Raw genomic sequence first — 25,522 nt, 5'->3', positions numbered from 1 at the left:
CCGCCTTGCTGTCACGCCCGTCAGTTCAGCAGATCCATCAAGGCGACGTCCTCCCCATCATGCTGGTGCGCGGCCTGCGCCAGCTGCGCCGCGAACGGCGCCCCCGCCAGGCGGCCCGCTGCGGCGGCCCCGGACTTGGCTTCGGGCGTGGTTTCGGGCCGTAGCGCGGCGCCTGCCGGGGCGCGTTGCTCACGCATCGTGCCAGACAGGAAGTCGATCGTGATCACCCGGCCAACGCCTGCATCCGGCCCCGACCTTGGGGTCAGCCGCAGGCTCAGCGCTTCCATGCCGGCCGGGCGATTGATCACCAGCACACCGCGTCCATCCGCCTGCACCCACGCCGGCAATGCCGCACCGTTGGCAAGCGTGATGCGCATGCCCGCGGTGGCGTCGCCCGCGTTGATGATGACGAACAACTGATCGCCATGCCCCACCAGATCCAGGTGCAAGCCCCCGCCCAGCGGCAAGGTCGACAACACCGAGTGACCGTCTCCCTGCCAGCCTCCCAGCGCCGACCCCAGCAGTTGATGCAAGCCGCCCCGCGCACCCATATCGTTGTGGCCATTGAGCGGCGCGATTTCGTTGACGCCTTGCAGCACCGCGCCAAGCCCGCCGACCGTACCCACGGCATCCAGGCTGTTGACGCCGTTGACCGCCCGCAACACGGCCCCCCCGCCGGCAGCCAGCAAGTCCGGCGTGCCGTTCAGTGAACCCAGGCCGTTCACGGCTTGGATCAGCACCGATTGCGCCTCGCCGCCTGCCAGCCCTGCGTTGCCCCCCGATCCGAAAGCGTTGGACCCCGGCGCCGGAACGAAGCGGAACGCGTCCGGCTCCAAGAACAACGGCGTCGTGTTGTGCAGCCGGATCGTCGCTTCCGTCACGCCGCCGTTGCCATCGCCCACCGTGTAATGCACCACGAGATCGCCGATGAAGCCGCCAGACGGGGTGAAGACATAGCTGCCGTCGGCGTTCACCAACAACGTGCCACGGCCCGGAATCACGATCGGCGTACCGGCGGGCGTGCTTCCCGGCACCCCATCCACGCTGATCGCAATCACCCGCAAGGGGTCGCCCTCGGCGTCCGACGCGCCGGCCAGCAAACCCCGGTCAGCCGGCACATCCACCGCGCCAGCGCCCAGCGGCAAGTCCACCGAGCCTCCCGGCACCACCGGACTATCGTTCACCGCCGTCACGTTCACCGTCACCGTCGCCGTCTCGCTGACGCCGCCAGACGATACGGTGTAGGTGAAGCTCGTCGTGCCGTTGTAGTTGGCCGCCGGCGCGAAGTCCAAGCTGCCATCCGCCCGCAACGTCACCAAGCCGTTCGCAACCGCCACGGGCGTTCCCACCGACACGGACGATCCGTCTATGGCCGTGATGACATGCCCGCCGTTTTCGAACGAGTCGTTGGCGGCCACCGCGATAGTGACGGCCGTGTCCTCGGCGGTCGTCACCGTGTCGTTGGCGATATCCGCCACCGCCGTCACGGTCACGTTCACCACCGCCTGCACCGAGCCTCCGCTGCCATCGGCAATCGTCACCACAAAACGGTCACTGCCGTGATAGTCGCCCGTGGGCGTGTAGACGTAGGCCCCCGTCGCGGCATTCATCGTCACCACGCCGTGCGCGGGCAAGGTGCTTACCGCGTACTGCAACGGCTCGCCGTCGGTATCCAGCGCCCCCGTTCTGCCCGAGACCGGCGTGTCTTCCGATGTCACGACGTTGAACTCGCCCGTCGCCGGGTCAAAGACCTGCCCCCCGACACGGTTGTCCAGCAAGACAGGAATGTCGTTGACTGCCGTGACGTTGATCGTCGCCGTCGCTGTCTCGGTCACGCCGCCCGAGGTCACGGTGTAGGTAAAGCTTGTGGTTCCGTTGAAGTTTGAGGACGGCGTGAAGTCCAGGGTGCCGTTGGCCTGCAAGATTACCGAGCCGTTGGCAACCGCAACCGGCGTGCCCACCGTCAGGGCGTTGCCGTTGATGGCCGTGACGGTATGGCCGGCGTTCTCGAAGGTGTCATTGCCGTTGACGGCAATAGTGACCGTCGTGTCCTCCAGCGTGGTGACGCTGTCGTTGGCGATGTCGGCCACCGCCGCCACCGTCACGCTCACCGTCGACATGGTCACGCTGCCCGTGCCATCGCTGATGCTGATGACGAAGCTGTCGGCGCCGTTGTAGTCGGCCGTGGGCGTGTAGGTGTATGCCCCCGTCGAAGCGTTGACCGTCAACGTGCCATGCGCCGGCGCGGTGCTGACGCTGTACGCCAGCGGATCGCCGTCGCCATCCACGGCCAGCACCCGGCCATTGAAGGCCGTGTCTTCGTTCGTGCTGACCGTGTAGTTGCCCGTCGCCGGATCGAAGGTTTGCCCTGACACTGCCGGGTCCACCGTCATCGGCGCATCGGGCGTCCCCGTCACCGTGACCGAGACGGTGGCGGTTTCGGTCGCCCCGCCCGACGTCACGGTATACGTGAACGACGCCGTGCCGTTGTAGTTGGCGGCGGGCGCGAAGTCCAGGGTGCCGTCGGCCTTCAGCGTGACCGAACCATTCGTCACCGCGACCGGCGTGCCGACAACGATGGCATTGCCGTCGATGGCGGTAATAACGTGACCGCCGCTCTCGAAGGAGTCGTTGGCATTGACTGCGATGTTGACCGGGGTGTCCTCATTGGTCGTGATCGCGTCGTTGGCAATATCCGCCACCGCCGCGACGGTGACATTCACGGTCGACAAGCTCACATTGCCCGTGCCGTCGCTGATGCTGACGACGAAACTGTCGCTGCCGTAGTAGTCGCCAACCGGCGTGTAGGTGTACGCGCCGGTTGCCGCGTTGACCGACACCGTGCCATGCGACGGCGTCGACGCTACGCTGTAGGCCAGCGGGTCGCCGTCGCCGTCCATTGCCAAGACCTGGCCGGTGACTGCCGTGTCTTCGTTGGTGCTGACGGCGTAGTTACCGGTGGCCGGGTCGAACGTTTGACCGGGGATGGCCGGGTCCACCGTCATCGGCGTATCCGCTACCGCCGTGACCGTCACCGTGACGGTGGCCGTCTCATCCACGCCGCCCGAGCTCACCGTGTACGTGAAGCTGGCCGTGCCGTTGTAATTGGCGGCGGGCGCGAAGTCCAGGGTGCCGTCGGCCTTCAACGTGACCGAACCGTTCGTCACCGCGACCGGCGTGCCGACAACGATGGCGTTGCCGTCGATGGCGGTGATGACATGGCCGGCGTTCTCGAACGTGTCGTTGCCGTTGACCGCGATGTTGACCGTCGTATCCTCATTGGTCGTGATCGTGTCGTTGGCGATATCCACCACCGCCGCCACCGTGACGCTCACCGTCGACAGGCTCACATTGCCCGTGCCATCGCTGATGCTGATGACGAAGCTGTCGGCGCCGTAGTAGTCCGCGGTTGGCGTGTAGGTGTACGCGCCGGTTGCGGCGTTGACCGTGACCGTGCCGTGAGCCGGGGCCGTTGACACGCTGTAAGCCAGCGGGTCGCCATCGCCATCCACCGCCGAGACTTGGCCGGTAACAGCCGTGTCTTCGTTGGTGCTGACCGCGTAGTTGCCCGTGGCCGGGTCGAAGGTTTGACCCGGAACTGCGGGGTCCACGGTCATCGGCGTATCCGCTACCGCCGTGACCGTCACCGTGACGGTGGCTGTCTCATCCACGCCGCCCGAGGTCACCGTGTACGTGAAGCTGGCCGTGCCGTTGTAGTTTGCAGCCGGGGCAAAGTCCAACGTGCCATCGGCCTTCAACGTGACCGAACCGTTCGTCACGGCAACCGGCGTCCCCACCACAATCGCGTTGCCGTCGATGGCCGTGATGACGTGGCCGGCATTCTCGAAGGTGTCGTTGCCGTTGACGGCGATATTGACCGTTGTGTCTTCATTGGTCGTGATCGTGTCGTTGGCAATATCCGCCACCGCCGCCACCGTGACGTTCACCGTCGACATGGTCACACTGCCCGTTCCATCGCTGATGCTGATGACGAAGCTGTCGGCGCCGTAGTAGTCGGCCGTCGGCGTGTAGGTGTAAGCGCCGGTTGTGGCGTTGACCGTGACTTTGCCGTGAGCCGGCGTCGTCGATACGCTGTAGGCCAGCGGGTCGCCGTCACCATCCACCGCCGAGACCTGGCCCGTAACGGCCGTGTCTTCATTGGTGCTCACCGCGTAGTTACCGGTGGCGGGGTCAAACGTCTGACCCGGGACCGCGGGGTCCACCGTCATCGGCGCATCCGCCACCGCGGTGACGGTGACCGTAACGGTTGCCGTCTCGCTTGCCCCGCCTGACGTCACCGTGTACGTGAAGCTGGCCGTGCCGTTGAAGTTAGCCGTGGGAGCAAAGTCCAAGGTGCCATCGGCCTTCAGCGTGACGGAGCCGTTCGTCACCGCAACGGGAGTTCCGACAACAATCGCGTTGCCGTCGATGGCCGTAATGGTGTGGCCCGGGTTTTCGAAGGTGTCGTTGCCGTTGACCGCGATATTGACCGTCGTGTCCTCATTGGTCGTGATCGTGTCGTTGGCGATATCCACCACCGCCGCCACCGTGACATTCACCGTCGACAGACTCACATTGCCCGTGCCATCGCTGATGCTGATGACGAAGCTGTCGGCGCCATAGTAGTCGGCGGTTGGCGTGTAGGTGTAAGCGCCGGTTGTGGCGTTGACGGTGACCGTGCCGTGAGCCGGGGCCGTTGACACGCTGTAAGCCAGCGGGTCGCCATCGCCATCCACTGCGGAGACTTGGCCAGTAACAGCCGTGTCTTCGTTGGTGCTGACCGCGTAGTTACCGGTGGCCGGGTCGAAGGTTTGACCCGGGACCGCGGGGTCGACCGTCATCGGCGTATCCGCTACCGCCGTGACCGTCACCGTGACGGTGGCTGTCTCATCCACGCCGCCCGAGGTCACCGTGTAAGTGAAGCTGGCCGTGCCGTTGTAGTTGGCGGCCGGGGCAAAGTCCAACGTGCCGTCGGCCTTCAACGTGACCGAACCGTTCGTTACGGCAACGGGCGTACCCACCACAATCGCGTTGCCGTCGATGGCCGTGATGACATGTCCCGCGTTCTCGAAGGTGTCGTTGCCGTTCACCGCAATATTGACCGTCGTGTCTTCATTGGTCGTGATCGCGTCGTTGGCAATATCCACCACCGCCGCCACCGTCACGCTCACCGTCGACAAGCTCACGTTGCCCGTGCCATCGCTGATGCTGACGACGAAGCTGTCCGCACCGTAGTAGTCCGCGGTTGGCGTGTACGTGTACGCGCCCGTTGCAGCGTTGACGGTGACTGTGCCATGAGCCGGCGTCGTTGACACGCTGTAGGCCAGCGGGTCGCCATCGCCATCCACCGCCAGAACCCGGCCGGTGAAAGCCGTGTCTTCGTTCGTGCTGACGGCGTAATTGCCCGTTGCCGGATCGAAGGTTTGACCGGGGATTGCCGGGTCCGCCGTCATCGGCGCATCGGCTACCGCCGTCACGGTGATGGTGACGGTTGCCGTCTCGGTTGCCCCGCCCGACGTCACCGTGTACGTGAAGCTGGCCGTGCCGTTGTAGTTGGCGGCTGGCGCGAAGTCCAGCGTGCCGTCTGCCTTCAGCGTGACCGAACCGTTGGTCACCGCAACCGGCGTGCCCACCACAATCGCATTGCCGTCGATGGCCGTAATGGTGTGGCCCGCGCTCTCGAAGGTGTCGTTGGCGTTGACGGCGATATTGACTGGCGTGTCTTCATTGGTCGTGATCGTGTCGTTGGCGATATCTACCACTGCCGCGACTGTCACGCTCACCGTCGACAAGCTCACATTGCCCGTGCCATCCGAGATCGCAATAACGAAGGTGTCGGCGCCGTAGTAATCCGCCACCGGCGTGTACGTGTACGCGCCCGTCGTGGCGTTGACCGACACGGTGCCATGTGACGGCGTCGACGACACGCTGTAGGCCAGCGGATCGCCATCGCCATCCACCGCCGAGACCTGGCCAGCAACTGCCGTGTCTTCGTTGGTGCTGACGGCGTAGTTGCCGGTGGCCGGGTCGAAGGTTTGACCGGGGATGGCCGGGTCTACCGTCATCGGCGCATCCGGCACCGCTGTCACCGTCACCGTGACGGTGGCAGTCTCCGTAACGCCGCCAGAGCTCACCGTGTAGGTGAAGCTCGCCGTGCCGTTGTAGTTGGCGGCCGGCGTGAAGTCCAACGAGCCGTCGGCTTTCAACGTGACCGAACCATTCGTCACCGCAACCGGTGTACCCACCACGATGGCGTTGCCGTCAATCGCGGTGATGGTCTGGCCGGCATTCTCGAAGGTGTCGTTGCCGTTGACGAAGATATTGACCGTTGTGTCTTCATTCGTCGTGATCGAGTCGTTGGCAATATCCGCCACCGCCGCCACCGTCACGCTCACCGTTGACACGCTCACATTGCCCGTGCCGTCGCTGATGCTGATGGCGAAGCTGTCGGCGCCGTGGTAGTCAGCGGCCGGCGTGTACGTGTACGCACCTGTCGCGGCGTTGACCGTCACCGTGCCGTGCGCGGGTGTTGTCGACACGCTGTAGGCCAGCGGGTCGCCATCACCGTCAAGCGCCGAGACCTGGCCATTGAAGGCCGCGTCCTCATTGGTGTTCACCGCGTAGTTGCCCGTGGCCGGATCGAAGGTTTGACCGGGGATGGCCGGGTCCACCGTCATCGGCGCATCCGGCACCGGCGTCACTGTCACCGTGACGGTGGCCGTTTCCTGCGCGCCGCCAGAGGTCACCGTGTACGTGAAGCTCGCGATGCCGTTGAAGTTGGCGGCCGGGGCAAAGTCCAACGTGCCATCGGCCTTCAAGGTGACAGACCCATTCGTCACCGCAACCGGCGTCCCGACAACGATGGCATTGCCGTCGACGGCGGTAATGGTGTGGCCGGCGCTTTCGAAGGTGTCGTTGGCGTTGACGGCGATGTTGACCGTCGTGTCCTCATTGGTCGTAATCGTGTCGTTGGCGATATCCACCACCGCCGCCACCGTCACGTTCACCGTCGACAAGGTCACGTTGCCCGTACCGTCGCTGATGCGAATGACAAAGCTGTCCGCGCCGTAGTAATCACCAATCGGCGTGTACGTGTAGGCCCCCGTGGCGGCATTGACGCTCAACGTGCCATGCGAAGGCATTGCCGATACGCTGTACGCCAGCGGGTCGCCGTCGCCATCCACCGCCAAGACCTGGCCACTGAACGCCGTGTCTTCATTGGTGCTGACCGCGTAGTTGCCTGTCGCCGGGTCGAAGGTTTGACCCGGAACGGCGGGGTCCACCGTCATGGGCGCATCCGGCACGGCGGTGACCGTCACCGTGACGGTTGCCGTCTCGGTTGCTCCGCCCGAGGTCACCGTGTACGTGAAGCTGGTGGTGCCGTTGTAGTTGGCGTTCGGCGCGAAGTCCAGCGTGCCGTCTGCCTTCAGCGTGACGGAACCATTCATCACTGCAACCGGTGTCCCCACCACGATGGCGTTGCCGTCGATGGCCGTGATGGTGTGTCCTGCGTTTTCGAACGTGTCGTTGGCGTTGACGGCGATGTTGACCGTCGTGTCTTCATTGGTCGTAATCGTGTCGTTGGCGATGTCGACGACTGCCGCCACCGTCACGTTCACCGTCGACAGGGTCACGTTGCCCGTGCCGTCGTTAATGCTGATAACGAAACTGTCTGTGCCGTAGTAGTCGGCCGTCGGCGTGTAGGTATATGCGCCGGTCGTGGCGTTGACCGTGACCGTGCCGTGAGCTGGGGTGGTCGACACGCTGTACGCCAGCGGGTCCCCATCGCCATCCACTGCCGAGACCTGGCCATTGACTGCTGTGTCTTCGTTGGTGCTGACGGCGTAGCTGCCCGTGGCTGGGTCGAAGGTTTGACCGGGGACGGCTGGGTCCGTCGTCATCGGCGCATCCGGCACCGCTGTCACCGTCACCGTTACGGTTGCGGTCTCATCCACGCCGCCCGACGTCACGGTATATGTGAAGCTCGCCGTGCCGTTGTAGTTGGCGGTGGGTGTGAAGTCCAACGTGCCATCGGCCTTAAGCGTCACGGAACCGTTCGTCACCGCAACCGGTGTCCCGACGACGACGGCGTTGCCATCGATGGCCGTGATGACGTGGCCTGCGTTCTCGAAGGTGTCGTTGCTGTTGACCGCAATATTGACCGTCGTGTCCTCATTGGTCGTGATCGTGTCGTTGGCGATATCTACGACTGCCGCCACCGTCACGTTCACCGTCGACAAGCTCACATTGCCCGTGCCGTCGCTGATGCTGATGACGAAGCTGTCGCTGCCGTAGTAGTCCGCCGTCGGCGTGTAGGTGTACGCGCCTGTCGCGGCGTTGACCGTGACCGTGCCGTGAGCCGGGGTCGTCGATACGCTGTAGGCCAGCGGGTCGCCATCACCGTCCACTGCCGAGACCTGGCCCATTACCGCCGTGTCTTCATTGGTGCTGATGGCATAGTTGCCGGTGGCCGGGTCGAAGGTTTGACCCGGGACGGCTGGGTCTACTGTCGTCGGCGCATCCGGCACTGCGGTCACGCTGACCGTGACCGTTGCTGTCTCGGTTGCCCCGCCCGAGGTCACGGTGTACGTGAAGCTCGCCGTGCCGTTGTAGTTGGCGGCTGGAGCAAAGTCCAACGTGCCATCGGCCTTCACCGTCACCGAACCATTCGTCACCGCGACGGGCGTGCCCACCACGATTGCGTTGCCGTCTATCGCCGTAATGACGTGGCCCGCGCTCTCGAAGGTGTCGTTGGCGTTGACCGCGATATTGACCGGGGTGTCCTCGCTGGTCGTGATCGCGTCGTTGGCGATATCCACCACCGCCGCCACCGTCACGTTCACCGTCGACAAACTCACATTGCCGGTTCCATCGGAAATCGCAACGACGAAGGTGTCCGCGCCGTAGTAATCCGCCACCGGCGTGTACGTGTACGCGCCCGTCGCGGCGTTGACCGACACCGTGCCATGCGACGGCGTCGACGACACGCTGTAGGCCAGCGGGTCGCCATCGCCGTCCACCGCCGAGACCTGGCCGGTAACGGCCGTGTCCTCATTGGTGCTCACCGCGTAATTGCCGGTGGCGGGGTCGAAGGTTTGACCCGGAACGGCCGGGTCCACCGTCATGGGCGCATCCGGCACCGCCGTCACCGTCACCGTTACGGTTGCGGTCTCATCCACGCCGCCCGACGTCACGGTATATGTGAAGCTCGCCGTGCCGTTGTAGTTGGCGTTCGGCGCAAAGTCCAAGGTGCCGTCTGCCTTCAGCGTGACCGAACCATTCGTCACCGCAACCGGTGTCCCCACCACGATGGCGTTGCCGTCAATCGAGGTGATGGTATGGCCGGCGTTCTCGAAAGTGTCGTTGGTGTTGACGGCGATATTGACCGTCGTGTCTTCGTTCGTCGTGATCGTGTCGTTGGCGATGTCGACGACTGCCGCCACCGTGACGTTCACCGTTGACAAGGTCACGTTGCCCGTTCCGTCGCTGATGCTGATGACGAAGCTGTCCGCGCCGTAATAGTCCGCCGTTGGCGTGTAGGTGTACGCGCCCGTCGTGGCGTTAACCGTCACCGTGCCGTGAGCAGGGGTTGTCGACACGCTGTAGGCCAGCGGGTCTCCATCACCGTCCACCGCCGAGACCTGGCCAGTCACCGCCGAATCTTCATTGGTGCTGACGGCGTAGTTGCCTGTCGCCGGATCGAAGGTCTGACCTGGAACGGCGGGGTCCACCATCATCGGTGCGTCCGGCACTGCGGTAACGCTGACCGTGACGGTCGCCGTCTCTGTCGCCCCGCCTGAAGTGACGGTGTACGTGAAGCTGGCAGTGCCGTTGAAGTTGGCCGCCGGCGCGAAGTCCAGGGTGCCGTCTGCCTTCAGGGTGACAGAGCCGTTCGTCACCGCAACCGGCGTCCCCACGACGATGGCGTTGCCGTCGATGGCCGTGATGACATGACCCGCGTTCTCGAAGGTGTCATTACCATTGACCGCGATATTGACCGTCGTGTCTTCATTGGTCGTGATCGTGTCGTTGGCGATGTCTACGACTGCCGCCACCGTCACGCTCACCGTCGACATGGTCACGTTGCCAGCGCCATCGTTGATGCTGATGACGAAGCTGTCGGCGCCGTAATAGTCGGCCGTTGGCGTGTACGTGTACGCGCCGGTTGCGGCGTTGACGGTGACCGTGCCGTGAGCAGGTGTCGTCGACACGCTGTAAGCCAGCGGGTCTCCATCACCGTCTACCGCCGAGACTTGGCCAGTCACCGCCGAATCTTCATTGGTGCTGACGGCGTAGTTGCCTGTCGCCGGGTCGAAGGTTTGACCCGGAACGGCGGGGTCTACCGTCATCGGTGCGTCGGGCACTGCGGTGACGGTCACCGTGACGGTTGCGGTTTCATCCACGCCGCCCGACGTCACGGTGTACGTGAAGCTCGCCGTGCCATTGAAGTTGGCGGCTGGCGCGAAGTCCAAGGTTCCGTCCGCCTTCAGCGTGACCGAACCGTTCGTCACCGCAACGGGCGTACCCACCACGATGGCGTTGCCGTCGACGGCCGTGATGGTGTGTCCTGCGTTCTCGAAGGTATCGTTGGCATTGACCGCGATATTGACCGTCGTGTCTTCATTGGTCGTGACCGTGTCGTTGGCGATATCTACCACTGCCGCCACCGTCACACTGACCGTCGACAGGCTCACGTTGCCCGTGCCGTCGTTAATGCTGATCACGAAGCTGTCGCTGCCGTAGTAGTCGGCGGTCGGCGTGTACGTATAAGCGCCCGTGGTGGCGTTGACCGTCACCGTGCCGTGCGCGGGTGCCGTTGACACGCTGTAGGCCAGCGGGTCGCCGTCACCGTCCACTGCCGAGACCTGGCCGTTGACTGCCGTGTCTTCATTGGTGCTGACCGCGTAGTTGCCGGTGGCGGGATCGAAGGTTTGACCCGGGACAGCGGGGTCTACCGTCATCGGCGCATCCGGCACCGCAGTTACCGTTACCGTCACGGACGCCGTTTCATTCACGCCGCCCGACGTCACGGTATACGTGAAGCTCGCCGTGCCGTTGTAGTTGGCCGTGGGCGCGAAGTCCAAGGTTCCGTCCGCCTTCAGCGTCACCGAACCATTGGTCACCAGAATCGGCGTGCCCACGACGACTGCGTTGCCGTCGATAGCCGTGATGACGTGGCCCGCGTTCTCGAAGGTGTCGTTGGCATTGACGGCAATATTGACCGCCGTGTCTTCATTGGTCGTAATCGTGTCGTTGGTGATGTCGACGACTGCCGCCACCGTCACACTCACCGTCGACAAGCTCACATTGCCCGTGCCGTCGGAGATCGCAACGACGAAGCTGTCGGCGCCGTAGTAGTCAGCCGTCGGGGTGTAGGTGTACGCGCCCGTCGAGGCGTTGACCGTCACCGTGCCGTGTGCCGGTGCCGTCGATACGCTATAAGCCAGCGGGTCGCCGTCACCATCTACTGCCGAGACCTGGCCCGTCACCGCCGAATCTTCATTGGTGCTGACGGCGTAGTTGCCCGTGGCCGGGTCGAAGGTTTGACCCGGAACCGCCGGGTCAACCGTCATCGGCGCATCCGGCACAGCGGTGACCGTCACCGTGACGGTTGCCGTCTCGGTGACGCCCCCCGATTTGACCGTGTACGTGAAACTGGCCGTGCCGTTGTAATTGGCAGCCGGCGAAAAGTCCAAGGTGCCGTCGGCCTTCAATGTGACTGAACCGTTCGTCACCGCAACCGGCGTACCCACCACGACGGCGTTGCCATCGATGGCCGCAATGACGTGGCCGGCGTTCTCGAAGGTATCGTTGGCATTGACCGCAATGTTGACCGTCGTGTCTTCATTGGTCGTGACCGTGTCGTTGGCGATATCTACCACTGTCGCCACCGTGACACTGACTGTCGACAGGCTTACGTTGCCCGTGCCGTCGTTAATGCTGATCACGAAGCTGTCGCTGCCGTAGTAGTCGGCGGTCGGCGTGTACGTATAAGCGCCCGTGGTGGCGTTGACCGTCACCGTGCCGTGCGCGGGTGCCGTTGACACGCTGTAGGCCAGCGGGTCGCCGTCACCGTCCACTGCCGAGACCTGGCCCATTACCGCCGTGTCTTCATTGGTGCTGACCGCATAGTTGCCGGTGGCCGGGTCGAAGGTTTGACCCGGAACCGCGGGGTCCACGGTCATCGGCGCATCTGGCACCGCAGTCACAGTGACCGTGACAGTCGCCGTTTCATTCACGCCGCCCGACGTTACCGTGTACGTGAAGCTGGCCGCGCCGTTGTAGTTGGCCGTGGGCGCAAAGTCCAGCGTGCCGTCCGCCTTCAGCGTGACGGAACCATTCGTCACCGCGACAGGCGTCCCGACAACAATCGCGTTGCCGTCGATGGCCGTAATGACGTGGCCCGGGTTCTCGAAGCTGTCGTTCGCATTGACCGCGATATTGACCGTCGTGTCCTCATTGGTCGTGATGGCGTCGTTGGCAATATCCACCACGGCCGCCACGGTCACGCTTACCGTCGACAGACTTACATTGCCGGTTCCATCAGCAATCGCAACGACGAAGCTGTCGGCGCCGTAGTAGTCGGCGGTCGGCGTGTAGGTGTACGCACCGGTCGTGGCGTTGACGGTGACGGTGCCGTGTGTGGGGATCGTTGACACGCTGTAGGCCAGCGGATCGCCATCGCCATCCACCGCCGACACCTGGCCGGTGACGGCGGTGTCTTCATTAGTGCTGACGGCGTAGTTGCCAGTCGCCGGATCGAAGGTTTGACCCGGAACCGCCGGGTCCACCGTCATCGGCGCGTCCGGCACCGCTGTCACGGTGACCGTGACGGATGCGGTCTCATCCACGCCACCCGAGCTCACCGTATACGTGAAGCTCGCCGTGCCGTTGTAATTGGCGGTGGGCGCGAAGTCCAGGGTGCCGTCAGCCTTCAGCGTCACCGAACCATGGGTGACCAGAATCGGCGTGCCTACAACGACGGCGTTGCCGTCGATGGCGGTAATGACGTGGCCCGCGTTCTCGAAGGTGTCATTGCTATTGACCGCGATGTTGACAGTGGTGTCTTCATTGGTCGTGATGGAATCGTTGGCGATATCCACCACCGCCGCGACCGTAAGGCGTACCGTCGACAAGCTCACGTTACCCGTGCCGTCAGAGATCGCAACAACGAAGCTGTCGGCGCCGTAGTAGTCCGCCGTGGGGGTGTACGTGTAAGTGCCGGTCGTGGCGTTGACCGTGACCGTGCCATGCGCGGGTGTTGTCGACACGCTGTAGGCGAGCGGGTCGCCGTCACCATCCACCGCCGAGACCTGGCCAGTGACTGCCATGTCCTCGTTGGTGCTGACGGCGTAGTTACCGGTGGCAGGATCAAAGGTTTGACCGGGAACTGCCGGGTCCACCGTCATCGGCGCATCCGGCACGGCGGTGATTGTCACCGTGACAGTCGCCGTTTCCGTAGCGCCGCCCGACATCACCGTGTACGTGAAGCTGGCGGTGCCGTTGTAGTTCGCGGCCGGCGTGAAATCCAGCGTGCCATCGGCTTTCAAACTGACCGACCCATTCGTCACCGCGACCGGTGTTCCCACCACAATCGCATTGCCGTCAATCGCCGTGATGACGTGGCCCGGATTCTCGAAGGTATCGTTGCTATTGACCGCGATGTTGACGGCCGTGTCTTCATTGGTCGTAACCGTGTCGTTGGCAATATCCACCACTGCCGACACCGTCACACTCACCGTCGACATGGTGACGTTGCCCGTGCCGTCGTTGATGCTGATCACGAAGCTGTCTGCCCCGTAGTAGTCGGCTGTCGGCGTGTAGGTGTACGCGCCTGTCGTGGCGTTGACCGTGACCGTGCCGTGAGCTGGGGTGGTCGACACGCTGTAGGCCAGCGGGTCGCCATCGCCATCCACCGCCGAAACCTGGCCAGTGACGGCGGCGTCTTCGTTGGTGCTGACGGCGTAGTTACCCGTCGCCGGGTCGAAGGTTTGACCTGGAACCGCTGGGTCCACCGTCATCGGAGCATCCGGCACCGCCGTCACACTGACCGTGACCGTCGCCGTCTCGGTTGCTCCGCCAGACGTGACCGTATAGGTGAAGCTCGCCGTGCCGTTGTAGTTGGCCGTGGGCGCGAAGTCCAACGTGCCGTCGGCCTTCAACGTGACCGAACCGTGCGTCACCGCAACCGGGGTCCCCACCACGATCGCATTGCCGTCGATGGCGGTGATGACATGACCGGCATTCTCAAACGTATCGTTGGCATTAACCGCGATATTGACCGTCGTATCTTCATTGGTCGTGATCGTGTCGTTGGCGATATCCACCACCGCGGCCACCGTGACGTTCACCGTCGACAAGCTCACGTTGCCCGTGCCGTCAGCAATCGCCACGACGAAGCTGTCGCTGCCGTAGTAGTCGGCCGTCGGCGTATAGGTGTACGCGCCGGTCGCGGCGTTGACCGTGACCGTGCCGTGAGCCGGTGTCGTCGATACGCTGTAGGCCAGCGGGTCACCGTCGCCATCCACCGCCGAGACCTGGCCGGTGACGGCCGTGTCTTCATTGGTGCTGACCGCATAGTTGCCGGTGGCCGGGTCGAAGGTTTGACCGGGGATTGCCGGGTCCACCGTCATCGGGGCGTCCGGCACCGCCGTCACGGAGACCGTGACCGTCGCCGTCTCGGTTGCACCGCCAGACGTGACCGTATACGTGAAGCTGGCCGTGCCGTTGTAGTTGGCTGTCGGCGCAAAGTCCAACGTGCCATCGGCCTTCAGGGTGACCGAACCGTGCGTCACCGCGACCGGCGTCCCCACAATAATCGCGTTGCCATCAATCGCCGTAATGACGTGCCCCGCGTTCTCGAAGGTGTCGTTGGCATTGACCGCGATATTGACCGTCGTGTCTTCATTGGTCGTAATCGTGTCGTTGGTGATGTCTACGACCGCCGCGACGGTAACGCTCACCGTCGACAAGCTCACGTTGCCCGTGCCGTCAGCAATCGCAACAACGAAGCTGTCGCTGCCGTAGTAATCCGCCGTCGGCGTGTAGGTGTACGCGCCGGTTGCGGCGTTGACGGTCACCGTGCCGTGAGCCGGTGTCGTAGACACGCTGTACGCCAGCGGGTCGCCATCGCCATCCACCGCCGAGACTTGGCCGGTGACGGCGGCGTCTTCGTTGGTGCTGACGGCGTAGTTACCCGTCGCCGGGTCGAAGGTTTGACCGGGAACCGCCGGGTCCACCGTCATCGGAGCATCCGGCACCGCCGTCACGGTGACCGTGACCGTCGCCGTCTCGGTTGCTCCGCCAGACGTGACCGTATACGTGAAGCTCGCCGTGCCGTTGTAGTTGGCCGTAGGCGCAAAATCCAAGGTGCCGTCGGCCTTCAGCGTGACCGAACCGTGCGTCACCGCGACCGGCGTCCCCACCACAATCGCGTTGCCGTCGATGGCCGTGATGACATGCCCTGCGTTCTCAAACGTATCGTTGGCATTAACCGCGATATTGACCGTCGTATCTTCATTCGTCGTGATGGAGTCGTTGGCGATATCCACCACCGCCGCGACCGTAACGCTTACCGTCGACAAGCTCACGTTGCCCGTGCCGTCAGCAATCGCCACGACGAAGCTGTCGCTGCCGTAGTAATCCGCCGTCGGCGTGTACGTGTACGCGCCCGTCGTGGCGTTGACCGTGACCGTGCCATGAGCCGGTGTTGTCGATACGCTGTACGCCAGCGGATCGCCATCGCCGTCCACTGCCGAGACCTGGCCGGTGACGGCTGCGTCTTCGGTGGTGCTGACGGCGTAGTTGCCGGTGGCAGGATCAAAGGTTTGACCCGGAACCGCCGGGTCCACCATCATCGACGCGTCCGGCACCGCCGTGATCGTCACCGTGACAGTCGCCGTTTCAACCGCGCCGCCCGACGTCACCGTGTACGTGAAGCTGGCCGTGCCGTTGTAGTTGGCCGCGGGCGCAAAGTCCAAGGTGCCGTCGGCCTTCAACGTGACCGAACCGTTCGTCACCGCGACCGGCGTTCCCACCACAATCGCGTTGCCGTCAATCGCCGTGATGACGTGGCCCGGGTTCTCGAACGTGTCGTTGGCATTGACCGCGATATTGACGGGGGTGTCTTCATTCGTCGTGATCGTATCGTTGGCGATGTCCACCACCGCCGACACCGTCATCGTCACGGTGGTCTGCAAAGTGCCGCCAAAGCCGTCAGAGACTGTCACGACAAAGCTGTCGCCGCCGTAATAGTCGGCAGTTGGCGTGTAGGTGTAGGCGCCCGTCGTGGCGTTAAGCGCCACCGTACCGTGGGCCGGGCCGGAGCTCAGCGTATAGGTGAGCGTGTTGCCGTCCGTATCCAGCGCGGAAATCTGGCCGATGACAGGCGTGTCTTCCTGAGTCGAGTTCTGGTAGTTGCCCGTCAAGGGGTCGAACCCTTGTCCGCCCACGCGCGGGTCAAGCAGCACCGGCGGGTCGTTGACCGGAGTGACGTTGACGGTCACCGTGGCGGTCTCCGTCACGCCGCCCGAGCTCACCGTGTAGGTGAAGCTGGCCGTGCCGTTGTAGTTGGCCGCGGGCGCAAAGTCCAAGGTGCCGTTGGCCAGCAACGTCACCGATCCATTCACGACGGCGATCGGGGAGCCGACCACGGCGGCCGTGCCGTCAATGGCGGTAATCGTGGCGGAGGAACCTTCGAACGAATCGTTGGCCAGCACCGGGATGTTGACGCTGGTGTCCTCGTTCGTGGTGACGGTGTCGCTTGCGATGTCGGCCACCGCCGCCACCGTCACATTCACCGTGCACGGCACGACGCCGCCGTGGCCGTCACTGGCGGTCACGACAAAGCTGTCGCTGCCGTTGTAATCCGCGGCGGGCGTGTAGGTGTAGGCGCCCGTTGCCGCGTTGATCGTTACCGCGCCATGGGCCGGCTGCGCGGACACGGTGTAGGCCAAGGTGTCGCCATCCGCATCGGACAACAGGACGCGGCCGCTGACGGCGGTGTCTTCCGAGGTGCTGACCGCGTAACTGCCGGTGGCCGGGTCGAATACCTGGCCGGGAACGGCCGGGTCGACCGGCACCGGCACGTCATTGACGGCGGTGACATTGACCGTCACCGTCGCCGTTTCCGTCACGCCGCCTGATGTGACGGTGTACGTGAAGCTGGCGGCGCCGTTGTAATTGGCCGCAGGCGCAAAGTCCAGCGTGCCATCGGCCTTTAACGTCACCGATCCATTCGTGACCGAGACCGGGACGCCAACGCTGGCTGCCAGGCCGTTGATGGCGGTGATGGCGTGCGCCGCGTCTTCGAACGTGTCGTTGGCGTTCACCGCAATATTGACAAGGGTGTCCTCATTGGTCGTGATCGTGTCGTTGGCAATGTCCGCCACCGCCGCCAACGTCACGCTAACGGTGGACTGCACCGTGCCGCCGTGGCCGTCCGATATCGTCACCACGAAACTATCGGCGCCGTTGTAGTCCGCGGCGGGCGTGTAGGTATACGCGCCCGTCGCGGCGTTAATGGTGACCGCGGCGTGGCCCGGTTGTGTCGACACGGCATAGCTGAGCGTGTCGCCGTCGGCATCGGTGGCGAACACCTGGCCGCTGAAGGCCACGTCTTCCTGCGTGCTGACGGCATAGTTGCCGGTGGCGGCATTGAAGGTCTGGCCGGCGATTGCCGGGTCCGCCGGCACCGGCGGGCGGTTACCCGGGGTGACCTGAATGGCCGATACCGCCGCGGCCGACGCGTACCCCGTGCTGTCCGTCGCCACAAAGCTCAGCTGACGCGTGCCAGCCGTGGCCGACAACAAAGTATTGCGATACGTCGCGCCCCGCACCAGCGTGTCCAACACCGTGTTGGCGATCACGCCGCCACCGCTGCGCGTGATGACAAAGCCGCCCGCCACCGTGTAATTGATCAGCAGGTTCACGCCGTCAACGGTCACGGTGTTCGAGGCCGTGGCGTTCAGCGCGAAGCTTGTGCCGCCCAGCGTCACGACTTCGCTGGCGCCGTTCTGCACGCCCGAGACCGAAATGGCCAGCTGCTGGAGATCGTTGTCGCCAAAGTCCGTGACGTCGGCGGTGGCCGCCGCCACGTTGACCGCGGCGCTGTTGCCGACCTGGCTGGTGCTGTAGTTGATCGTTCCATCTACCGCGCCAACCGTGGAATTCAGGTCGATAACGGGCGCGTTGACGTTGTCGCGCCAATCAAAGTTGCGGGTCAGCGGTACGGCGTTGCTGCCGTTGATGGCCGTGTCCAGGTCGGTGTCGGCCAGATTGAATTGCACGACGGTGGTCGTCAGCCCCGATCCGCTGGTGGTGACACCGCCATCATGAACGTAAAAGCCGTCATTGGGCGTGCCGTGCTCGAAGATATCGAGCAGGCCGTCTTGGTCCGTGTCGGTAGTGCTGGTGACGGACGTGGGTTGGCCGTCGCCGCGTTCAGCGACATCCGCCTTGCCGTCGTTGTCGCTATCGGTATCGTAGACATCGCGGGTGCCGTCGCCATCCGTATCCACTGGCGTCAAGCCCAGGCTGGCCGCCGCCGTGGTTTTGTTGGCGCTGGTGGTGTCAGCGTCGTAACGGTCGTCCAGGCCGTCATGGTCCACATCGACCATGGCCACGCCCTGGCCGCTGGGCGGCTTGTAGCCGGCCGTGGTCTGCGCTTCGATGTTGTCGGCGATGCCGTCGTTGTCGCTGTCCAGATCCAGCCGGTCGATGATGCCATCGCCATCGTGATCGTTTGCGGCGTTCAAGGCGCTGACCTTGTAGACCTTTACCGCGTCCAGGCCCAGATACGCGCCATCACCGCCTGCCGGCCGCACGATCGAGAACACGACCACCGGCGCGGTCGACGTGGCCGTGAACGTGATTTCGCCCGTGCTCCACGTCTTGAAGTTATTGCCGTTATAGGTGAGCGTGTCAGCGTTGTACGAGACGCCGTCCACGGTCACGACAAAGTACGCCTGCATGCCTGTGGCGGTAATGCCGTTGACGCCGCCAAAGATCTCTTGAAAAGAGATACGCACCACGTCGCCCACCTGAATGCCGGCCGACGCCGGGATGATCACTTGCGAGGCCTCTTCCACAAAGCCGCTATAGATGCCCATGAACACCTGGCCATCTGCCCCGCCCGGCACGCCGTTCATGGCGCCGGCCCACTGCCCAGAGCCCGCCAGCGAGAAACTGCCTTTCCAGGTGTCGGGCGTGTTCAGGGCCGAGGTAAAGCCCGTACCAGCCACGGTGAAGTTCAGGCTGTCGTTCTCGGTGCCAGCCACTCCCAACGCGCCTTCCATGGAACCGTCGATGAGCGATGGCGGCGTAACCTGCGACTCCACGCTGTCCAGAATGCCGTCGTTGTCGTCGTCCAGATCGGCCACGTTGGCCACGCCATCGCCATCGGTATCAATCAACGTGATGGTGGTGACCGCCACGTTCGACGCCGTCGGTGCAGTGGCCGATGTGGCCTGGACTGAAATGGTGCGCGCCGCTGTTGAACCCGACGTGGTGGTGAAGTAGACCTGGCCAAGCGCCGTCTGATACGTCGCCAGCGTGGCGTTGCCCGTCAGCGTCAGCACACCGGTGCCGCTGTTGTAGCTGGCCGTGATGCCGTTGACCGTGCCGCCCAGCGACAGGCTGTCGGCTGCCGTGGCGCTCGACAGGGTGATCGTCATGGAGACCAGATTGTTGCCTTCGGGGTCGCTGACGGATACCTGGCGGCCGATGGGCACAGTGATCTGGTCATACGTGGTGCTGTAGTTCGCGCCCGCGCTGGTGCCGTCCAGATCGATGCGTGGCGCATCCTGCACCTGCGTCACGGTGACAGTGACGTTGGCCGTCTCCGTCACGCCGCCCGAGGTGGCGGTATAGGTGAAGACGGTGTTGGCCGACGCCGCCGCGCCGGGATAGTCCAGCGAGGGGGTAAAGGTGATGGTGCCGTCGGCGTTCAAGACCACCGATCCATTGCTGACGCTGACCGCCGGCCCGCCCACGGTGATGGCCGTGCCATTGATGGCGGTGACCGCGCGGCCGCTGTTCTCGAAGGTATCGTTGCCCAGCACGTTGATGACGACGGGCGTTTCTTCGGCGGTGGTGGCGGTATCCGCCACGATGTCGGCAACCGCGTTCACGGTGATGGTGACCACGCCCGTGGCGCTGGAGAAAGCAGTGATGCCGCCGTTCACGCTGGCGTTGGCCGTGGAGCCATTGGTACCGCTGGTCTGGTCCCAGGCGCGGATCGTGAGCGTGGCCGTGCCGTTGAAATCGGCAGTGGGGCGGAAGTACACGCGCGAATTGCCGCTGTTGATCAGCAGCACCGCGTTGCTGTCGGACACCGCCGTCATCTGCGTCCAACTCATGCCATTGTTGGCCGAGTACCACCAGGTTCCGTTGGTGGTGTCAGCGCCCATGATGGCGACGCCCGTCAACGCGCCGCTGTCCACATCGTTGATCGAACCGATGAAGCTATTCACCGACGTGCCAACCGCGCCCGTTGGCGCGGGCGCTGGCACGCTGGCGTTCAAGTCTTCATTGATCGTTGACAGGTTGCGGGTGCCGGCAACCAGCACGGGCGCATCATTGACCGCCGTGACCGAGACCGCCACGGTGTCGTTAGCGGAGGAGAATGCGGTGGACGAGCCGGGGTTCACTTTGGTGCCGGCCGTGCCGGAGCTTTGATCCCACGCGAGCAGCGTCAGCGCGTTGCCCGCGCTGCCATTGAAGTTAGTCGTAGGCTGGAAGTAGATGCGAGAATTCGGGGTATCGGACAACAGCAGCGCGTTGCTGCCGCTGACGGCGCCCACCAAGCTCCACGTAGCGCCGCCATCCAGCGTATACCACCAGATACCGTTGCTGGCGTTCGCCGCCGTCAACGCGATGCCCGAGAGCGCACCCGGGTCCAGATCCACGACGCCTACCGTATAGGCCGATACCAGTTGCCCCACCGCGCCCACCGGCGCGGCATCGTCTTCGCTACCCGTATAGGTCAGCACCGGTACTGTGTTGAGTACCGGGGCGGTGTTTGCCCGCATCAGCACGGTGTCTGTTGCATCCGAGAACGCCGTAGCGCCCCCGTGGACCGAGGCGTCTGCGGTTGCGCCATTGGCGCCGGTGGTGCGGTCCCAGGCGCGGATGGTCAGCGCGTTGCTGACATTGCCCAGTACCGCAACGTTGGGCCGGAAGTACAGGCGGGTAACGCCGTCTGCCGCCAGCAGCCGCGCGGTCGCTTCGGTCAAGGTGCTGACCTGGGTCCAGTTGGCGCCGTTATCGACCGAGTAGTACAGCGTGCCTGAGCTGCTGATGCCCGTGACCGCCACGCCCTTGACCGCGCCGGTGTCAACGTCCGTGACGCCGCCCACCAGGTCCGACACCAGCATGCCTACCTGACCAACCGGCGCGCCGTTGGTGGGCATGACCGCCGCCACGGTCAGGGTCGTGTCCGCCAGCACTGGCGCATCATTGACCGGCGTGATCGACAGCGTCAGGTCCGCGCTGGAACTGCCGCCCGGCGTGGTGATGGTGTAGCGCACCAAGGGCACCTGAGCATCGTAATTGGATGCCGGCGTGAAGGTATAGGACCCGTCCGCGTTCAGCGTCAGGCTGCCGGTGGTGACGCCATTGCGCACCAGCGCCGTGGCCACGCCCACTGTGATCGCCGTGTCGGGCGTGCCGTCGGCGTTGCTGTCATAGCTGGCGGCCGTGACGCTGCCGTTGCGATTAAAGGTGTCGTTGGCCAGCAGGCCGGCCGCCGCCGATACCGTCAGCGGCGTGTCCTCCACAGCGGTCATGGAATCCGCTTGGGCCACCGGCGGGGCGATGCCCACGAAGTTGTCACGCCAATCCAGGTCCGCGCTCAGTCCCTGGGCGTTACTGCCATTGGCCAGGATGTCGCCATCGCTATCGCGCAGGTTGAAGCCCGTGACGGTGGCGGTCAGGCCGCTGCCGCTGGTGATGACGGCGCCATCCTGTACGGCAAAGCCGTCATTGGGCGTGCCGTGTTCGAAGATGTCGAGCAAGCCGTCTTGGTCCGTATCGGTGGTGCTGGTGACGGACGTGGGCTGGCTATCGCCGCGCTCGGCAACATCCGCCGTGCCGTCGTTGTCGCTATCGGTGTCGTAGACATCGCGGATGCCGTCGCCATCCGTATCCACAGGCGTCAGACCCAGGCTGGCTGCCGCCGTGGTTTTGTTGGCGCTGGTGGTGTCGGCGTCGTAACGGTCGTCCAGGCCGTCATGGTCCACATCGACCATGGCCACGCCCTGGCCGCTGGGCGGCTTGTAGCCGGCCGTGGTCTGCGCTTCGATGTTGTCGGCGATGCCGTCGTTGTCGCTGTCCAGATCCAGCCGGTCGATGATGCCATCGCCATCGTGATCGTTTGCGGCATTCAAGGCGCTGACCTTGTAGACCTTTACCGCGTCCAGGCCCAGGTACGCGCCATCGCCGCCTGCCGGCCGCACGATCGAGAACACGACCACCGGCGCGGTCGACGTGGCCGTGAACGTGATTTCGCCCGTGCTCCACGTCTTGAAGTTATTGCCGTTATAGGTGAGCGTGTCGGCGTTATACGACACGCCGTCCACGGTGACGACAAAGTACGCCTGCATGCCTGTGGCGGTAATGCCGTTGACGCCGCCAAATATCTCTTGAAACGAGATGCGCACGACGTCGCCCACCTGAATGCCGGCCGACGCCGGGATGATCACTTGCGAGGCCTCTTCCACAAAGCCGCTGTAGATGCCCATGAACACCTGGCCATCTGCCCCGCCCGGCACGCCGTTCATGGCGCCTGCCCACTGCCCAGAGCCCGCCAGCGAGAAACTGCCTTTCCAGGTGTCGGGCGTGTTCAGGGCCGAGGTAAAGCCAGTGCCGGCCACGGTGAAGTTCAGGCTGTCGTTCTCGGTGCCAGCCACCCCCAACGCGCCTTCCATGGAACCATCGATCAGCGATGGCGGCGTAACCTGCGACTCCACGCTGTCCAGAATGCCGTCGTTGTCGTCGTCCAGATCGGCCACGTTGGCCACGCCGTCGCCGTCGGTGTCGATGGGCGTGATGGTCGCGACCGCTACGTTCGACGCCGTGGGCGCAGTGGCCGATGTGGCCTGGACCGAGATGGTGCGCGCCGCTGTTGAGCCGGACGTGGTGGTGAAGTAGACCTGGCCAAGCGCCAACTGATACGTCGCCAGCGTGGCATTGCCCGTCAGCGTCAGCACACCCGTGCCGCTGTTGTAGCTGGCCGTGATGCCGTTGACGGTGCCGCCCAGCGACAGGCTATCGGCCGCCGTGGCGCCCGCCAAGGTAATCGTCATCGACGCCAGGTTATCTCCTTCCGGGTCTGTCACGGACACCTGGCGGCCGATGCCGACCGTGATCTGGTCGTACGTGGTGCTGTAGTTCGCGCCCGCGGTGGTGCCGTCCAGATCGATGCGTGGCGCATCCTGCACTTGCGTCACGGTGACGGTGACGTTGGCCGTCTCCGTCACGCCGCCCGAGGTGGCGGTATAGGTGAACACGGTGTTGGCCGACGCCGCCGCGCCGGGATAGTCCAGCGAAGGGGTAAAGGTGATGGTGCCGTCGGCGTTCAAGACCACCGATCCATTGCTGACGCTGACCGCAGGCCCGCCCACGGTGATGGCCGCGCCATTGATGGCGGTGACCACGCGGCCGCTGTTCTCGAAGGTATCGTTGCCCAGCACGTTGATGACGACCGGCGTTTCTTCGGCGGTGGTGGCGGTATCCGCCACGATGTCGGCAACCGCGTTCACGGTAATGGTGACCACGCCCGTGGCGCTGGAGAAAGCCGTGATGCCGCCGTTCACGCTGGCGTTGGCCGTGGAGCCATTGGTACCGCTGGTCTGGTCCCAGGCGCGGATCGTGAGCGTGGCCGTGCCGTTGAAATCGGCAGTGGGGCGGAAGTACACGCGCGAGTTGCCGCTGTTGATCAGCAGCACCGCGTTGCTGTCGGACACCGCCGTCATCTGCGTCCAACTCGTGCCATTGTTGGCCGAGTACCACCAGGTTCCGTTGGTGGTGTCAGCGCCCACGATGGCGACGCCCGTCAACGCGCCGCTGTCCACATCGGTGATCGAACCGATGAAGTTATTCACCGACGTGCCGACCGCGCCCGTTGGCGCGGGCGCTGGCACGCTGGCGTTCAAGTCTTCACTGATCGTTGACAGGTTGCGGGTGCCGGCAACCAGCACGGGCGCATCATTGACTGCCGTGACCGTGACCGCCACGGTGTCCGAGGCGGTCGACACCGCGCCCGAAATCGTCGTGGGGTTTACTTTGGTGCCCACTGTGCCAGCGCTTTGGTCCCAGCCGCGCAGCGTGAGCGCGTTGCCGGCGCTGCCGTTGAAGTCGGCGTTCGGCTGGAAGTAGATGCGCGAGTTTGGCGTGTCAGACAGCAGCAGCGCACTGCTCGTGCTGACGGTGCCCACCGCGTTCCAGTTCGCGCCGCCGTCCAGCGTGTACCACCACGAGCCGTTCGAGGCCGTGGCGGCGGTCAGCGCAATCCCTTTGACCGCGCCGGGGTCGGTATCGGTCAAGCCGGCCGTATACGTCGAGATCGTGACGCCCACCGCGCCAACCGGCGCGCCGGAATCTTCAGTGCCGGTGTACGTCAGGTTCAGGGACGTGTCCAGCACTGGCGGCGCGAGCAGATGGCTCCACCCTTCGGCCGCGACGGCGGTCGCCTCAATTGCGCCGCTTTGGCGCTCCAGCGTCCAGTCCCCGCCCAGCGCCACGGCGCCGGTGTAGTCGGTGGACGCGGCCACATCGGCCCCGGTGATCATGCCCAAGGTCTGCACCGCGGCTGCGCCGTCTGCACCCTTGCCGAAATCGCAGCCATACAACAGCACATCGCCGTTGGCGCTCAGGGCGGACCCGATCTGTACGAGCTCCGCGCGGTATTCGCCCTGCATGGATTCCAGCGTCAGCGTGGCGGTACCCAGTTGCAGCGCGCCTTCTTCGCCATGGCTCAGGATATGGATGGCGTCCACGTCATGGCGGCCGTTAAGCGTGTCGGCAATGAAGCGCAAGCCGTCCACGCCCGGCTCGATGAAGTGCACCTCGGCGCCCGGGGGCAGCGCCTTGGCCAGCACATCGGCCTGCTCCACCGTTCGATCAATGAAATAGACATCGGTATGCTCGGCCGCAGGCGCGGCAGGCGCTGCCTTGTGCTGCTCCACCGCACCCAGCGCGGCGATCAGGTCGGCATGCGCCTGGGTATCCGTTGCGGGCGGCGCATCGGGGACGGCATGCGCCGCCTCTTGCGCCGTCTTGGCGGCGGCGGCGTCCAGCAGGACGCGAGGTTCAAGGGCCTGGAGAAAGAGGCGCGACGTCAGCGTGCGAGCGCCGAGGGCTTGCGAGGTCTTCTTGCCGAAACGCGAAGCGGACGATTTTTTCAAAATACACCTCTCACAGAGATCGCTGAAGCGGGGCGCGTCGATGCGCGCGCCGGAATTCTTGCTACAAGCCGAGCTGACGTTGCCGGCGGCAACGCCTTACATTCCTGCCACGCGCCATC

1 protein-coding gene is annotated in these 25,522 nt (G+C 64.5%); it reads right to left on the bottom strand.

Annotated elements, in window-relative coordinates:
* Positions 1 to 20: 20 nt before the first annotated feature.
* Positions 21 to 25,403, bottom strand: coding sequence for an Ig-like domain-containing protein (locus ACFZAI_RS17780; RefSeq protein ID WP_391568170.1), 25,383 nt, complete (start codon positions 25,401 to 25,403; stop codon positions 21 to 23).
* Between the last annotated feature and the right edge of the window lie 119 nt (positions 25,404 to 25,522).

The organism is Achromobacter sp. NPDC008082 (assembly GCF_042957345.1).
Lineage (GTDB): Bacteria > Pseudomonadota > Gammaproteobacteria > Burkholderiales > Burkholderiaceae_B > Achromobacter > Achromobacter kerstersii_A.
This window is presented reverse-complemented; position numbering and strand designations above follow the sequence as displayed.